Origin of the sequence: Rhodococcus sp. AQ5-07, assembly GCF_009707305.1 — a bacterium.
Taxonomy (GTDB): Bacteria; Actinomycetota; Actinomycetes; order Mycobacteriales; family Mycobacteriaceae; genus Rhodococcus_F; species Rhodococcus_F erythropolis.
This window is the reverse complement of record NZ_CP046099.1, coordinates 1,554,403-1,569,365: the sequence shown is the minus strand read 5'-3', so window position 1 is coordinate 1,569,365 and position 14,963 is coordinate 1,554,403. Positions and strand designations below refer to the sequence as shown.

Below are 14,963 nucleotides of genomic sequence, written 5' to 3'. Positions count from 1 at the left end.
GTGAGCGATTCCGCGGCGGCATCAGATTGGGTGAATCCCCTTCGGGACAGCACCGACAAACGGCTTCCGCACATTGCGGGGCCCTGCGCCCTGGTGATCTTCGGTGTTACCGGCGACCTCGCCAGGCGCAAGCTCATGCCAGCCATCTACGACCTCGCCAACCGTGGACTGTTGCCGCCCGGATTCGCTCTGGTCGGGTTCGCCCGGCGTGAATGGACGGACGAGGACTTCGCGAACGTCGTCCTCGAAGCAGTCAAGGACGGTGCTCGCACCAAGTTCCGTCAGGACGTCTGGGAGAGGCTCGCCGAAGGTATCCGGTTCGTGGAGGGCAGTTTCGACGAGGCCGAGGCCTTCCAGAACCTGTCCGAGACGTTGGCCACGCTCGACAACGAACGTGGTATCGGCGGCAATCACGGGTTCTACCTTGCGATTCCGCCCAACGCGTTTCCTCAGGTGCTCGAGCAACTGTCGGCGTCGGGCCTCGCGCAGGCCGAGGACGGTCAGTGGCGACGAGTTGTCATCGAGAAGCCGTTCGGTCACGACCTCGAGAGCGCTCGCGAACTGAACGCCGTCGTCAACAAGGTGTTCCCCGAGGACACGGTCTTCCGTATCGACCACTACCTCGGCAAGGAAACGGTCCAGAACATCCTGGCTCTGCGCTTCGCGAACCAGTTGTTCGATCCGATCTGGAACGCGCACTACGTCGACCACGTCCAGATCACGATGGCCGAGGACATCGGCCTCGGTGGGCGTGCCGGGTACTACGACGGCATCGGCGCGGCCCGTGACGTGATCCAGAACCACCTGCTCCAATTGCTCGCGTTCACGGCGATGGAAGAACCCATCAGCTTCGAACCGCTCAATCTGCAGGCGGAGAAGATCAAGGTTCTTTCGGCAACGCGTCTGGCCGAACCACTCGACGAGACCACTGCCCGCGGACAATACGAAGGTGGTTGGCAGGGCGGGTTGCCGGTGGTCGGGCTCCTCGAAGAAGAGGGCTTCGCAGCGGACTCCACAACGGAGACCTTTGCCGCCATCACCCTCGAGGTCGACACCCGTCGCTGGGCGGGCGTGCCATTCTACCTGCGCACGGGCAAGCGTCTCGGCCGCCGCGTCACCGAGATCGCAGTGGTCTTCAAGCGCGCACCACACCTGCCGTTCGACAAGACCATGACCGAAGATCTCGGCCAGAACGCACTCGTGATCCGCGTGCAGCCTGACGAGGGCGTCACCATGCGGTTCGGCTCGAAGGTTCCCGGATCGAGCATGGAAGTCCGTGACGTCAACATGGACTTCTCGTACGGTCAGGCTTTCACCGAGTCGTCACCGGAGGCGTACGAGCGACTCATCCTCGACGTGTTGCTCGGCGAGCCGTCTCTCTTCCCCGTCAATGCCGAAGTCGAATTGTCTTGGGAAATCCTCGATCCCGTCCTCGAACACTGGGCAGCCGGCGGCAAGCCGGAACCCTACGAGGCTGGAACGTGGGGACCACCGTCTGCGGACGAAATGATGCAACGCACCGGACGCGAATGGAGGCGACCCTAGTGATTCTCGATTTGCCCTCCACCACCACGGTCCAGGTCAGCAAGAAACTGGTCGAGGTACGTAAGACCGGCGGCGCTGTCACCTTGGGACGTGTGCTCACGCTTGTCGTCTGCACCAGGGACACCGGGAACGCCGAGGCCGCAATCGAGGCCGCCAACGAAGCAAGCCGCGAGCACCCCTGCCGCGTCATCGTGCTTCTGCGTGGCGACGAGCAGAGCGAGCCTCGGCTCGATGCTCAGATCCGCGTCGGTGGGGATGCCGGCGCCTCTGAGGTCGTGGTGCTGCGCCTCTACGGCCCCCTGGCGGACCACGAGAGCAGCGTCGTCATCCCGTTCCTGCTCCCCGACACACCGGTAGTCGCGTGGTGGCCCCTCGAGGCACCTGAGATTCCGGCGAAGGACCCCGTCGGAAAGCTTGCGATCCGTCGCATCACCGACGCCACCGGTGCCCCGGATCCGACTGCCACCATCAAGGGACGACTCGCGTCGTACACCGCCGGTGACACCGATCTCGCCTGGAGTCGCGTCACCTACTGGCGCGCACTGCTCGCGTCGGCTCTCGATCAGCCGCCGCACGAGAAGATCACCTCAGCGGTGGTCTCCGGTCTCAAAACCGAACCGGCACTGGATATTCTCGCCGGTTGGTTGGCAGCCAAGATCGACGGTCCGGTCATCCGACGTACGGGTGAGCTCACCGTCGAGCTGAAGCTGGAGACTCGCAGCATCTCCATCAGCCGCCCACAGGAGGGTACGACCGCAACCCTGATCCGCACCGGTCAGCCCGACTCGCTGGTCTCGCTCGGTCGTCGAGAGACGCGCGATTGCCTCGCCGAGGAATTGCGTCGGCTCGATCCGGACGAGATCTACGAAGAAGCGCTGGCTGGATTGGAGAAGGTGACCTATGAGTGATGTTGTCGTAGAGAAGTTTTCCGACGCCGGCCAACTGGTCGATGCCGCTGCCGCACGCCTGGTCACGACAATCGTTGATGCCCAGAAGGCTCGCGGGTTCGCATCCATCGTGCTGACGGGTGGCGGAACCGGGATCGCACTTCTCGAGAAGTTGCGTGACGCTCCCGGCGACATCGACTGGTCGCAGATCGATCTGTACTGGGGCGACGAACGGTTCCTGCCGTCCGGCGATCCCGAGCGGAACGAAGTCCAGGCTCGTGAGGCGCTTCTCGATCATGTGCCGGTCGATCCCGACAGGGTGCATGCGATGGCCGCATCCGACGGTATCTACGACGGTGATCCGCACGGGGCGGCGACGGCATACGAACAACTGCTGGGCGCTCAGGCACACGGCAATCAGGTTCCGACGTTCGACGTGCACCTGCTCGGCATGGGTGGAGAAGGACACGTCAACTCGTTGTTCCCGCATACCGACGCCGTTCGCGAAGAAGCTCGTTTCGTTGTCGCGGTGACGGACTCCCCCAAGCCGCCACCGGTACGGATCACCCTGACGCTGCCTGCTGTTCGGCGTGCCAAAGAGGTCTGGCTGCTCGTCTCGGGTGCTGCAAAGGCCGAGGCCGTTGCCGAAGCCGTCGGAGGTGCTTCGTCCGAGGACTGGCCGTCCGCCGGCGCCACCGGTTTGGTGGCGACGCGTTGGTTCCTCGATACGGACGCTGCCTCGCAGCTCTGATCTGATTTCACGGATCTGATTTCACACCGGGCCGGGAATCGTCTTCAGGCGATTCCCGGCCCGGTGGTACATCGAGGACATTTTCACAGTGGCGAGTCATGACTACCCGCTGAGTCCGGAGCCGATGCGAATTTCCTTTTGACGGAACGGAACTCAATCCCGAGATCCCTTGTCTCCAACGGGCACTCTGCCCTGCACAACGATTCATCTCTCCCCCTGTCTCGTTCTTTCGAGCGATTACTACCTTGGACGCCGCGAAGTAGGGTTCGGTTCCGTAGATCGCTTTCACTCTTGAACGAATCAATCCAGGCGAGAACAATCGAACAATGTCGTGGACACCGAATCCGGATGCACTTCGCGGGCGAGTGGCTGTTGTTGCCGGGGCGACGAGGGGCGCCGGACGCGGAATCGCCGCAGCCCTGGGTGAGGCCGGTGCAACCGTCATCTGCACTGGCCGGAGCACATCTGCCGGAATACTTCAGTCGGACTATCCGCGCGGCGAAACCATCGAGGAGACGGCAGAGCTTGTCACCGAACTGGGCGGCGTCGGCGTGCCGATTGCCGTCGATCATCTCAAGAGCAAACAAGTGGCTGATCTCGCCGAACGCTTGCGCGCCGACTATCAACATGTCGACATCTTGGTCAATGACATCTGGGGCGCGGAACTACTCAAGGGTGGGCCGGCGGAGTGGAACACGCCGGTATGGGAACACGATCTGGACAAGGGCTTTCACATTCTGCGCCTGGCGATCGACACCCACATCACCACGTCGCACCACCTCCTGCCGCTGATGATCGATCGGCCAGGCGGACTGGTCGCCGAAATAACTGACGGCACTACCGGATACAACGCATCGAACTATCGCATCTCGGTGTTCTACGACCTGGCGAAGGTGTCCGTGAACAGGCTTGCATTTTCGCAAGGCCACGAACTTGCCCCGTTCGGCTGTACTGCCGTCGCCATCACTCCGGGGTTCCTGCGATCGGAGATGATGCTCGACAATTTTGGTGTCGGTGAATCGAATTGGCGTGACGCTTTGTCGCCGGAGCGGGATAGGCCGACTGCACCTCCGGATTTTGCCCGCTCCGAGTCACCAAGATTCACAGGACGTGCGATCGCCGCCCTCGCCGCCGATTCGAATCGGAAGCGATGGAATCAGCGTTCGGTCAGTTCAGGCGAACTCGGAACGGAATACGGGTTCACCGACACCGACGGCAGCCGCCCCGATTTTTGGCATTACCAACGCTGAGCGTGACTAGTCAACGGTCTTCCGACGAGCCGTCTACCTCGCGGTAAGACCACCCCCGCAGAAAGCGCCTTGCGTTGGTCAGGTAGGCGCGCACATGCGTGAGCATGCCGGCGAACTCCCAAGGTTCCAGATTTTTCATACCTAATGGTCTCATTTGTCCCCCAAGTCGCCGCCAGTGGGAGTCGGAGCGCGATTAGGATCCGCTCATGGCCGAATTCGCGACGATCGACGATTACATCGCGTCGTTTCCCACCGACGTGCAGCGATCCCTCGGGAGCATCCGCGAGACGATCCACAGCACTGTTCCCGGCCTCGATGAGACCATCAGCTATCAGATGCCGACCATGACGGTGAATGGGAAGAACCTGGTTCACTTCGCAGGCTGGAAACACCACATCTCGATGTACCCACTCCCGGCAGGTGACGCAGAGTTCGAGAAGTCCGTCGACCCGTACCGGGCTGCGAAATCAACCGTGAAGTTCCCGCTGAACAAACCGATCCCCCTCGATCTCGTGGCTCGAATCATCGAATTGCTCGCGCAGCGCCACTAACCTCAGTTCCCGTCGGAGCCTTGTGAGAGCGTATGGCCGTGCAGAGACAACCCATCCGACGCATCAAGGCCGGGACATCGTCGGGCGCTGACGTAGGCAGCTGGCCGATGACGGTGCCCGCGGTTGCGCAGATCGTTCGGGACGGTCTTGAACTTCCACCGGGTGTCACCATTCTGGTCGGCGAAAACGGAGCGGGGAAGTCGACCGTCATCGAAATTCTTGCCGCCGTTCTCGGTCTCAATGCCGAAGGCGGGTCTACCAATACGCGACATCAGACCAGATCGAGTGAACCGAGCGGCCTCGACCTTGTGGTCGAGCGGAGCCCCGGCGCGTCGAAGTGGGCGTACTACCTCCGAGACGAAACCTTGCACGGGTTGTACACGTATTTGGAGGACAACCCCAATCCCAGGCGACCTGAACCGCTTTACCATCACCTTTCACACGGTGAGGCGCTGCTCGAGATCTTGTCGTCGAGGACCTCCGACGGCGGCTTCTATCTGATCGACGAACCCGATGCCGCACTCTCATTCCAAGGGACCTTGACGCTGGTCGCACTGCTCGGTGAGCTGGTGGCATCCGGCGCGCAGGCGGTGATCGCGACGCACTCGCCGATCATCGCGGCACTGCCGAACGCCAATCTGCTCGAGATCGGCGAATGGGGAATCCGAGCCGCGAGCTGGGAGGACCTCGATCTGGTCTCGAACTGGCAGCGGTTCCTTCACGACCCGCAGACGTACCTGCGCCACCTGATCTAACCTGGAACTCCACCCCAGGAGGCCTCCATGGCATACGACAAGGCGCTGGCTGAGCGTATCCGCGATGCGCTCTCGGGCGAGAGCGACGTCGAAGAAGTAAAGATGTTCGGTGGGCTGAGCTTCATGGTGAACGGGAAGCTGGCCGCCAGTGCGAACTCACACGGCAACATCATGGTTCGGTGTGACCCCGATCGAGTTGACGAACTCCTGACGCACAAGGGTGCAAGTTGGCCCGAGATGCGGGGTAAGCCGATGAGCAAGGGATGGATCGTCGTCGACCGAACCGGGACGAGTTCGAACGTCGAGTTCAATGCGTGGATCAAGGAAGCTCTGGACTTCGTGCACTGACTGGTACTGCCGGTTCGATCAATTTCGCTCGATTCGGCAAAAAGTGAAGTGGGCGGCCCTAGACTCCGAAAAAGCATTGGATTGGGCGCCACGACGGCGCGGAGGAAAGGTGGTCCGTCGCGTGACGTTCACACCCAATCAGCCGGATCACCAACGCGCCTTCGGGTTTCAGTCGCCGTCAACCCGCACGATTCCCTCCCTCATGCCCGACCGTTACGGACCTAGCCTCATCGGATCGCTGTGGGCGTGCGCCGGGATCGTCGCCGGAAGCCTCGGCCCGTGGACGTCGTCCTCCGCCCTCGACCACAGTGGTATCGACGAATGCGGAGTGATCACACTCGTCCTCGCTCTGGGCGCGGTAACCGCGCTTATCACCCTCATGGTTCGAGACGTCACGCCCGAGATGAAGAATCACTGCACGGGACCGCTGGTGGGAATCGCCGTCTTGATCGTTGCCGTCGGAAACGCCGCGTCCATTGTGCGACGTAGTACGGAGGTCGCAGGGCACACCGCCGGACCGTCCATCGGGTGGGGATTGTGGGTGGTCATCGCGTCCGCAGTGATCCTGTGCATCACGTCGTCGACCGTCGCGCACATGATCAGGTTTCAGGCAGCAATGATCACAAGGTCTTGATCAGACCGCCGTCGATCACGAAATCCGCGCCCGTCACGTTCCCCGCGCGATCGCTGGCGAGGAACAACACCAGGTCCGCTACCTCTTCGGGAAAGGTGAAGCGGCCCGTCTCGGCGCCGGCGGCCGCACTTTCGACGATATCGTCGGCCGCTGAACCATTCGCCTTCGCCAGCGTCGAGGCCACTCCGTGCTTGCCGAGCCACAACTCGGTCTGCACCGGACCAGGGCTGACGGTATTGACGCGGATCCCCTTCCCGCCCAGTTCTTTCGACAACGACTTCGAGAAGTTGGTCAACGCCGCTTTGGCGGCGCTGTAGTCGATCACCGTGGGGTCAGGCAAGAATGCGTTGACCGAACTGATCGTCACGATGCTCCCGCCACCTCGGCGGATCAACTCCGGCAGCGCAGCGCGAACAGTGCGTACAGCCGACAAGAACGTCAGACTGAACGACGACGCCCACTCTTCGTCCGTGATAGCCGCGAAGCCGCTCGTTCTCGGAGTGACGGCGCCGACGTTGTTGACCAAGATGTCGACGCCGCCCCTCGCTGCTGCAACCTCGAGCAGTCGGGTAGATCCTTCGACACTCGCGAGGTCGACGCCGACAAAGGTGACGGCGCCGCCGGACTGCAGCGATTCGAGTTCCGCCGAGAGCGTCCGCGAGCCCGCGACGACGTGGACTCCCTCGGCCACCAAGGCCCGAGTGATCGCCAACCCGATACCTTTTCCCGCGCCGGTAACCACGGCAGTTCGTCCGTCCAATTGCAGATCCACTGCGGTCCCCGTTCGGTCCGGTGCGCAGCGTTGGGTGTGCGTGCGACAGCTCTAGAGTCGCCGCACGCACACCCTGGTAAACCTGCAGAACCAGCCGCTGTTACCTAGCCACTGTTACGAAGCGCAGTGGCCAGGCCGTTCATCGTCAGCTGGATACCCCGACGCACCTGATCGCTCTCGTCGCCGGAACGGTACCGACGGATCAGCTCGACCTGTAGATGGTTGAGAGGTTCGAGGTACGGGAACCGGTTGTGAACCGAACGCTCGAGGCCCGAGTTGTCGGCAAAGAGGTTCTCGTTGCCTGTGATTGCCTTGTACATGCGAATTGTGCGTTCGTGCTCGTCGGTGATCATTCCGAAGACTCGATCGCGCAGTTCGGCGTCGGGCACGAGGTCCGCGTAGCGGGCCGCCAAACCGAGATCAGACTTCGACATCACCATGGCCATGTTCGAGAGCACGGTTCGGAAGAACGGCCACTTCTCGTACAGGGCCGTCAACGTGGCAAGCCGAGTGTCGTCTCCGTCTATCCATCTTTCGAACGCGGCGCCGGTTCCGTACCAACCCGGAAGCATCACGCGAGACTGACTCCACGAGAGCACCCAGGGAATGGCACGCAGATCGGAAATCGCCTTGGTCTGCTTGCGAGAGGCCGGACGAGAGCCGATGTTGAGTGCTCCGATCTCGGCGACCGGTGTCGACGCTTCGAAGTACTGCACGAATCCTGGTGTGTCGTGCACCAATTCGCTGTACGCGGTACGGGCGAGTGCCGCCAACTCGTCCAACACCGCGTAGGCCGCATCTGCGTCGCTGCCAAGACCTTCGACATCGAGCAACGTCGACTCGATAGTCGCGGCGATGAGTGTTTCGAGGTTGCGGTGCGCCAGACGCGGTTCGGCGTACTTGGCCGCAATCACCTCACCCTGCTCGGTGATTCGCAGAGAACCAGCGACTGCGCCGGGGGGCTGCGCGAGAATCGCTTCGTAGCTCGGTCCGCCGCCACGTCCGACGGTTCCGCCGCGGCCGTGGAAGAGCCTCAACCTGATTCCGCTCTTACGCGCGGCATCGACGAGGTCGAGTTCGGCACGGTACAGCGCCCAGTTGGCGGCCAAGTACCCGCCGTCCTTGTTCGAGTCGGAGTACCCGAGCATCACTTCCTGACTGTCACCGCGCGAACGGACGATCGCACGATAGATCGGGATGTCGAGCGTCGCCAGCAATGTGTCGGCGCCGCCCTGCAGATCCTCGATCGTCTCGAACAACGGGACGATGCCGATCGGGCAGGAGGGTTCGCTACCGACGCCCGGATCGAGCACCCCGACCTCTTTGAGCAGCACCGCAGCTTCGAGCATGTCGCTGACCGAGGTACACATGCTGATGATGTAGTTGGGTACTGCGCCCGCTCCGAGAACCCGCACTGCCTTGGCGCCGGCCGCCATGATGGCCAGTTCCTTGGTGGTCAATTCGCTGAACTCGGCGTCCGGCGAAGTCAGTGGTCGCCGCGTCGTCAACTCGGCCGACAGCAGTTCGACTCGATCGGCTTCCGGCAAGGACGTGTAGTCCGGGTGAACTCCGGCCCACGCCAGAAGTTCTGCGACGACGCTTTCGTGTACCTCGGAGTTCTGCCGCATGTCCAGACCGGACAGGTGAAAGCCGAACACCTCCACCGCTTCTCGGAGCCGATCGAGTCGATCGTCGGCGATGGTCTCGTCGCCGAAACGACGCAACGAGGTGTCGATGATTCCGAGATCCCGCTGCAGCTGTGCCGGGTCGGTGTACGCCTCGAGTCCGTCGTCGGAGCCGTGGGCGGGCAACTCCCCCAGCACCGTCAGTGCGGTTGCGCTCAATCGCCCGCGGATGCCGCGAATCGCGCGACGGTACGGCTCGTCGGCCCGGAATGCAGAATCGTCGCCGGAGGTAGACGCCAGCAGATCGAGTTCGGGCGTGACGGACACCAGCCGCGCCGACATCGACAGTTCACGCTCGAGATGTTCGAGTTCCTCGAGATGATGCTCGAGAGCAGTCGCCGCAGCGCGCGACGTGGCGCGCTGGACGATTTCGCCGGTCACGTACGGATTGCCGTCCCGGTCACCGCCAATCCACGAACCCGGCCTCAGGATCGGTTCCGGCAGGAGCCCGGCGTCCGGCCAACGCGTGCGTAGAGCTTTGCGGACCTCGGCATTGATCTTCGGAATCACCTCGAACAACGCCGCGTCGTAGTAGCGCAGGCCTACCTCGATTTCATCCTGGATACGGAGGCGGCTGAGCCGGATCAGAGCCGTCTGCCACAGGGTCAGGATCTGACGGCGCAATTGCAGATCGACATCAGCGGTTTCTGCGACGCTCAGCGCCGTGCGCTCGCGGTATCGCATCAACTCGGTGATCCGACTCTGCGTCTCGAACACCGTGCGGCGTCGAGTCTCCGTCGGGTGAGCGGTGATGACGGGTGAGACCAGGGCGCCCCGCAGCGCTTCTTCGACGGTAGCCGAATCGATATCGGCTGCATCGAGTTTGGTGTACGTGGCGGCGAGAGTGCTGTCGCGGGGCGGTTCACCCGCGTTGACGTGGATGGCCCGTCGACGCTCGCGGTGGATGTCCTCGGCCAGGTTGGCGAGCAGCGCGAAGTGACTGAACGCACGAATGACGGGAATGGCGTCGTCCGTACTGATTTCGGCGAACAGCGACACCAGTTCGGCGCGGTCGATCTCCGACCGACGGACTCGGAACGACTCGACACGGGCTCGCTCGACCAGATCGAAAACATTGTCGCCGGCTTGCTCTCGCACTATTTGTCCGAGTATTCCGCCGAGAAGCCGGATGTCTTCGCGCAGCGGCTCGGTGGCCTCTCGCGGTGTTTCTCGATGCGACGCGGTTTCAGTCATCACTCAATTATCGACCGAAACAAAGAACCCCGCTCGATAGGCGGGGTTCCGTGTCTGAAATTCGTGTGTGAAAAACTACCGGCTGCAAGTCATGAGCCGAGAATCAGGCGAACTTGATCTCCAGGCCGATGCCGACGATCGAAATGAGCCAGATCAACGCGGTGAAGACCGTCAACCGGTCGAGGTTCTTCTCGACAACAGTCGATCCGGACAGGCTGGACTGGACACCGCCACCGAACAGACTCGACAAACCGCCGCCCTTACCGCGGTGCAGGAGCACCAAGGCGATGAGGAGCAAGCTGGTGATGACCAGCAGGATATCCAGGAACAGTTTCATGTCTGTCTACGTCCACCAATCCAATAGGGACAACTACAACCGATAACACCATACAGGCGCGCACAGATAGCCTGACCACATACCCGCCTCGCACATGACTTTGCACCCGGCCAGGCACGACTCTTGGTCAGTGGCATCGATCACACTGTCGAGATACCGATTCAGTAGTTTTTCAGTTGACGCGACTCTACCTCCGAAAGGCCGGCTCCATGCTTTCCGACACTGCACTGCCAGACATACCCTTGCCTGACACACCACGTCTGGCTTCGATTCACAACTTCCGCGACGTGGCCGGCCCCGGGTACGTCACGACCAGCGGACAGGCGATGAGCCGCGGAGTTTTCTACCGCGCAAACGTGCTGACGCCCTCGCCTGAGGATCTTGCGATCGTGGAATCGCTGGGGCTGACTGCCGTCTACGACGTGCGCTCCGAAACCGAAGCGAACGAAACTCCCGACACCGTGCCTACGCCGGCTATGTACGCCCACATTCCCATCCTGTCCGGCAACATCCACGCCGAAGCGATGGCTCTCCGAACAGCGGACGCTGCAACAGCTTTCATGCAGAACATCAATCGCAGCTTTGTCGCAGACCCGGTCACTCGCAGCGGATTCTCGCAGTTGTTCGCCGCCCTGGCCACTACCGCCGGGCCGCAACTCTTCCACTGCACGGCAGGCAAGGACCGAACAGGCTGGGCAGCAGCACTACTGCAAACACTCGCCGGTGTACTGCGCGAAACGATCATGGCGGACTACCTGCTCACGAATACGTACTCGGCCGAGTACATCGATGCGACGGTCGCAACGATCGCCGCCGCCACAGATGCAGACAAGGGCGAGGTGATCCGGTTGCTGCTGTCCGTCGACGCAAGTTACCTGGGCGCTGCCTTCGAGCAGGTGGAACACCACTACGGGACCGTCGAGAACTATCTGACCACCGGGTTGGACCTTGCTCCCGAACTCGTCGGCGCTTTGGAAACCAAACTCGTGCGCTGAATCCGGCGAATCAAAAAACTGCGGGCGTGTGACCTACTCGGTCACACGCCCGCAGTTCAGTGTCATGCAGTAACAGTGTCCTGCAGTTTCCAGCTCACGACCCGATCACATCACGGGAGTGGACCGCCTGCAGCGATCGCAGACAGTGTCGCGAACTCGTCAGCCTTGAGCGACGCGCCGCCGACCAGAGCGCCGTCGACGTCAGTCTGGCCGACGATCTCTCCGACGTTCTTGGAGCTGACGCTGCCGCCGTACAGAACGCGAACGCCGGCTGCGACCTCGGCGTCGGCAAGTTCGGCAACTGTTGCTCGTACCGCAGCGCACACTTCCTGTGCATCGGCGGCAGAAGCGACCCGGCCGGTGCCGATGGCCCAGACAGGTTCGTACGCGATGACGATCTTGGAGATCTCCTCCGCGCTCAGGCCCGCCAATGAACCCTTGAGCTGGTCGACGTTGTAGGCAACGTGATCGCCCGCTTCGCGGATCTCGAGGCCTTCACCGATGCACACGATCGGCGTGAGGCCGTTCTTGAGAGCGGCCTTGGTCTTGGCGAGGACGGTCTCGTTGGTCTCACCGTGAAGGGTGCGACGCTCCGAGTGGCCGACCACGACGAAGGTGCATCCGAGCTTGGCCAGCATGGAGCCGCTGATCTCACCCGTGAACGCACCCGAGTCCTGAGCCGAGACATCCTGCGCGCCGTACGTGAGGAGGAGCTTGTCGCCCTCGATCAGCGTCTGGACGCTACGGATGTCGGTGAACGGCGGGATGACCGTGACGTCCACTTTGTCGAAGTACTTCGCAGGCAAGGAGAAAGCGATCTTCTGCACCAGGGCGATAGCCTCGAGGTGGTTCAGATTCATCTTCCAGTTGCCGGCGATCAACGGCTTACGTGCCATGTCGGATCAGCCTTCCAGAACTGCGATGCCAGGCAGCTCTTTGCCCTCGAGGTACTCGAGGGAAGCGCCACCACCGGTGGAAATGTGCGAGAAGCCCTCGTCCGGGATACCGAGCTGACGAACGGCTGCTGCAGAGTCGCCGCCACCGACGACGCTGAAGGCGCCCTTCTCGGTTGCCTCCACGATTGCCTCGGCGACACCGCGGGTGCCTGCCTCGAACTTCGGGAACTCGAACACGCCCATCGGGCCGTTCCAGAACACCGTCTTGGCGCCGGTCAGGATCGCGGCAAAGCGCTTGACCGACTCCGGTCCGATGTCCAGTCCCATCCAGCCGTCGGGAATCTTGTCGAACGGAACGATCTTCGACTCGGCATCGGCCGAGAAGGAGTCCGCGACGACAACATCCTGAGGGATGTGGATGACGTCGGCGTACCGGTCGAGGAGACCCTTGCAGGTCTCGATCATGGACTCTTCGCACAGCGAATTGCCCACGGAGACACCCTGAGCCGCGAGGAACGTGTAGAACATTCCGCCGCCGATCACCAGAGTGTCGACCTTCGGTGCCAGTGCCTCGATGACGGCCAGCTTGTCCGAGACCTTCGAGCCACCGAGCACCACCGCGTACGGACGCGCAGCGTCCTGCGTGAGCTTGGCGAGCACCTCGACCTCGGCGCCGACCAGGTAACCGGCGTAATGCGGGAGCAGCTTCGCGACGTCGAAGACCGACGCCTGCTTACGGTGAACAACACCGAATCCGTCGGAGACGAATGCGCCGTCGTCACCGACCAGCTCGACGAGAGCCTTGGCGAGCTTGACCCGCTCGGCTTCGTCCTTGCTGGTCTCGCGAGGGTCGAAACGGATGTTCTCGAGCATCAGGACGTCGCCATCGGTGAGTCCTTCGGAACGAGCCAGCGCGTCCTGTCCCACTACGTCACCGGCGAGTTGCACGTTGCGACCGAGGATTTCGGCCAACTTCGCAGCAACCGGTGCGAGGGAGAACTTGGGATCGGGCTGACCGTCGGGGCGCCCGAGGTGCGCGGTCACGATGACCTTCGCTCCACCCTCGGCAAGTGCCCGCAGGGTGGGAGCGGACGCGACGATGCGGCCCGGGTCCGTGATTTCTCCGCCATCCAACGGGACGTTGAGGTCGGAACGCACCAGTACGGTGCGCCCCTCGACCCCAGCGTCCAGCAGATCCTTCAGCGTCTGAACTGCCACTGTTATCGAAACTCCGCTCAGAGAGACTTGGCGACGAGGCCGATGAGGTCGGCGAGGCGGTTGGAGTAGCCCCACTCGTTGTCGTACCAGGAAACGATCTTGACCTGGTCGTCGATGACCTTCGTCAGACCCGAGTCGAAGATCGACGAGTGCGGGTCGGTGACGATGTCCGAGGAGACGATCGGTGCGTCGGTGTACTTCAGGATGCCCTTGAGGGGTCCTTCGGCAGCGGCCTTCATCGCGGCGTTGATCTCGTCGGCGGTAGCCGACTTCTTCAGGTTCGCGGTGAGGTCGGTGACCGAGCCCGTGGGGATCGGCACGCGCAGTGCGTAGCCGTCGAGCTTGCCGAGCAGCCGCGGGAGAACCAGGCCGATTGCCTTGGCTGCACCGGTGCCGGTGGGAACGATGTTGAGGGCAGCTGCGCGGGCGCGACGGAGGTCTGCGTGCGGAGCGTCCTGCAGGTTCTGATCCTGGGTGTACGCGTGGATCGTGGTCATCAGACCCTTGACGATGCCGAACTCGTCGTCGAGAACCTTGGCGATGGGGCCGAGGCAGTTGGTGGTGCACGACGCGTTGGAGATGATGTTCTGGCTGCCGTCGTACTTGTCGTCGTTGACGCCCATGACGATGGTGATGTCTTCACCCTTGGCCGGAGCCGAGATGATGACCTTCTTGGCGCCGGCTTCGAGGTGTCCCTTGGCCTTTGCGGCGTCGGTGAAGATGCCGGTGGACTCGACGACGACGTCGACGCCCAGCTCGCCCCAGGGAAGCTCGTTCAACGGGCCGCGGTGTGCGAGGGCCTTGATGCGCTGATCGCCGACGACGATCGTGTCGTCACCGTCGAGCGACACGTCGTACGGCAAACGGCCGAGGATGGAGTCGTACTTCAGCAGGTGAGCGAGCGTCGCGTTGTCAGTCAGGTCGTTGACTGCCACGATCTCGATATCGGTGGTTCCGAGCGCCTTCTGCGCATCCACCGCCCTGAAGAAGTTACGTCCGATACGGCCGAAACCGTTTACGCCAACCCGGACAGTCACAATTCGCTCCTTTGACCATGATTCTGGTGTGCAACTTGACCCACGCATACTCCGAATCCGTGTGTGCACGACGCGGACGTGGGGTTCATCGGTCGATGTGACTCATAC

At 62.3% G+C, this 14,963-nt stretch carries 16 protein-coding genes; 9 read left to right on the top strand and 7 right to left on the bottom strand.

The features are described from left to right. The 4 genes from zwf to GJB56_RS07470 all read left to right on the top strand — a co-directional run bounded on the left by zwf (nt 1) and on the right by GJB56_RS07470 (nt 4,433). Nucleotides 1-1,545, top strand: coding sequence for a glucose-6-phosphate dehydrogenase (gene zwf, locus GJB56_RS07485; protein ID WP_020907722.1), 1,545 nt, complete (start codon nt 1-3; stop codon nt 1,543-1,545). Beyond that, nucleotides 1,545-2,453: a glucose-6-phosphate dehydrogenase assembly protein OpcA gene (gene opcA / locus GJB56_RS07480; RefSeq protein WP_019748400.1), complete on the top strand. Its 909-nt coding sequence runs from the start codon at nt 1,545-1,547 to the stop codon at nt 2,451-2,453. Before zwf ends, opcA begins: the two co-directional genes overlap by 1 nt. Next, a complete protein-coding gene (gene pgl / locus GJB56_RS07475) occupies nt 2,446-3,183 on the top strand; it encodes a 6-phosphogluconolactonase (protein WP_021344233.1) in 738 nt (245 codons plus the stop codon). Before opcA ends, pgl begins: the two co-directional genes overlap by 8 nt. Nucleotides 3,184-3,509: 326 nt before the next feature. Next, entirely contained in the window at nt 3,510-4,433 is a 924-nt protein-coding gene (locus GJB56_RS07470) for an SDR family oxidoreductase (protein WP_113683618.1), read from the top strand. Nucleotides 4,434-4,443: 10 nt separating this feature from the next. Here GJB56_RS07470 and GJB56_RS31900 read toward each other — a convergent pair whose 3' ends face one another. Beyond that, nucleotides 4,444-4,572, bottom strand: coding sequence for a hypothetical protein (locus GJB56_RS31900; protein ID WP_268248279.1), 129 nt, complete (start codon nt 4,570-4,572; stop codon nt 4,444-4,446). A gap of 67 nt (nt 4,573-4,639) precedes the next feature. On the opposite strand from GJB56_RS31900, the gene GJB56_RS07465 reads away from it, so the two are divergent. The 4 genes from GJB56_RS07465 (at nt 4,640) to GJB56_RS07450 (ending at nt 6,721) form a co-directional block, all read left to right on the top strand. Continuing rightward, nucleotides 4,640-4,984: an iron chaperone gene (locus GJB56_RS07465; protein ID WP_113683617.1), complete on the top strand. Its 345-nt coding sequence runs from the start codon at nt 4,640-4,642 to the stop codon at nt 4,982-4,984. 32 nt (nt 4,985-5,016) lie between these two features. Further along, nucleotides 5,017-5,739: an AAA family ATPase gene (locus GJB56_RS07460; RefSeq protein ID WP_029255337.1), complete on the top strand. Its 723-nt coding sequence runs from the start codon at nt 5,017-5,019 to the stop codon at nt 5,737-5,739. 27 nt (nt 5,740-5,766) lie between these two features. Then, nucleotides 5,767-6,087: a TfoX/Sxy family protein gene (locus tag GJB56_RS07455; protein ID WP_019748395.1), complete on the top strand. Its 321-nt coding sequence runs from the start codon at nt 5,767-5,769 to the stop codon at nt 6,085-6,087. Nucleotides 6,088-6,208: 121 nt separating this feature from the next. Further along, nucleotides 6,209-6,721, top strand: a complete 513-nt coding sequence (locus GJB56_RS07450; RefSeq protein WP_230091153.1) for a hypothetical protein — start codon at nt 6,209-6,211, stop codon at nt 6,719-6,721. Here the strand turns inward: GJB56_RS07450 and GJB56_RS07445 are convergent. From GJB56_RS07445 to secG, 3 genes are all read right to left on the bottom strand, one after another. Next, nucleotides 6,708-7,493, bottom strand: coding sequence for an oxidoreductase (locus GJB56_RS07445; RefSeq protein WP_070796977.1), 786 nt, complete (start codon nt 7,491-7,493; stop codon nt 6,708-6,710). The genes GJB56_RS07450 and GJB56_RS07445 overlap by 14 nt on opposite strands. Before the next feature lie 104 nt (nt 7,494-7,597). Beyond that, nucleotides 7,598-10,372: a phosphoenolpyruvate carboxylase gene (gene ppc, locus GJB56_RS07440; protein ID WP_029538096.1), complete on the bottom strand. Its 2,775-nt coding sequence runs from the start codon at nt 10,370-10,372 to the stop codon at nt 7,598-7,600. Between the two features lie 103 nt (nt 10,373-10,475). Then, nucleotides 10,476-10,709 (bottom strand): preprotein translocase subunit SecG, encoded by a 234-nt coding sequence (gene secG, locus GJB56_RS07435; RefSeq protein WP_003944946.1) that lies wholly within the window; start codon nt 10,707-10,709, stop codon nt 10,476-10,478. Between the two features lie 209 nt (nt 10,710-10,918). Between secG and GJB56_RS07430 the strand changes: the two genes are divergently transcribed. Beyond that, nucleotides 10,919-11,704: a tyrosine-protein phosphatase gene (locus GJB56_RS07430; protein ID WP_113683616.1), complete on the top strand. Its 786-nt coding sequence runs from the start codon at nt 10,919-10,921 to the stop codon at nt 11,702-11,704. Between the two features lie 110 nt (nt 11,705-11,814). Here the strand turns inward: GJB56_RS07430 and tpiA are convergent, their stop codons facing one another. From tpiA to gap, 3 genes are read right to left on the bottom strand one after another with little or no spacing between them, the layout of a single operon-like run. Next, complete coding sequence (tpiA, locus tag GJB56_RS07425; RefSeq protein WP_019748390.1) at nt 11,815-12,600, bottom strand: triose-phosphate isomerase; 786 nt, start codon at nt 12,598-12,600, stop codon at nt 11,815-11,817. A gap of 6 nt (nt 12,601-12,606) precedes the next feature. Then, entirely contained in the window at nt 12,607-13,818 is a 1,212-nt protein-coding gene (locus GJB56_RS07420) for a phosphoglycerate kinase (protein WP_019748389.1), read from the bottom strand. 17 nt (nt 13,819-13,835) lie between these two features. Next, the gene (gap, locus tag GJB56_RS07415; protein WP_113683615.1) at nt 13,836-14,855 is read right to left on the bottom strand and encodes a type I glyceraldehyde-3-phosphate dehydrogenase; all 1,020 of its coding nucleotides are present in this window, start codon (nt 14,853-14,855) and stop codon (nt 13,836-13,838) included. Nucleotides 14,856-14,963: the final 108 nt, after the last annotated feature.

Excerpts from the sequence above, each read along its gene's own strand:
- pgl (WP_021344233.1), top strand. The coding sequence starts at position 2,446 with ATGAGTGATGTTGTCGTAGAGAAGTTTTCCGACGCCGGCCAACTGGTC.
- GJB56_RS07470 (WP_113683618.1), top strand. The coding sequence starts at position 3,510 with ATGTCGTGGACACCGAATCCGGATGCACTTCGCGGGCGAGTGGCTGTT.
- GJB56_RS31900 (WP_268248279.1), bottom strand. The coding sequence starts at position 4,572 with ATGAAAAATCTGGAACCTTGGGAGTTCGCCGGCATGCTCACGCATGTG.
- GJB56_RS07465 (WP_113683617.1), top strand. The coding sequence starts at position 4,640 with ATGGCCGAATTCGCGACGATCGACGATTACATCGCGTCGTTTCCCACC.
- GJB56_RS07460 (WP_029255337.1), top strand. The coding sequence starts at position 5,017 with ATGGCCGTGCAGAGACAACCCATCCGACGCATCAAGGCCGGGACATCG.
- GJB56_RS07455 (WP_019748395.1), top strand. The coding sequence starts at position 5,767 with ATGGCATACGACAAGGCGCTGGCTGAGCGTATCCGCGATGCGCTCTCG.
- ppc (WP_029538096.1), bottom strand. The coding sequence starts at position 10,372 with ATGACTGAAACCGCGTCGCATCGAGAAACACCGCGAGAGGCCACCGAG.
- secG (WP_003944946.1), bottom strand. The coding sequence starts at position 10,709 with ATGAAACTGTTCCTGGATATCCTGCTGGTCATCACCAGCTTGCTCCTC.
- GJB56_RS07430 (WP_113683616.1), top strand. The coding sequence starts at position 10,919 with ATGCTTTCCGACACTGCACTGCCAGACATACCCTTGCCTGACACACCA.
- tpiA (WP_019748390.1), bottom strand. The coding sequence starts at position 12,600 with ATGGCACGTAAGCCGTTGATCGCCGGCAACTGGAAGATGAATCTGAAC.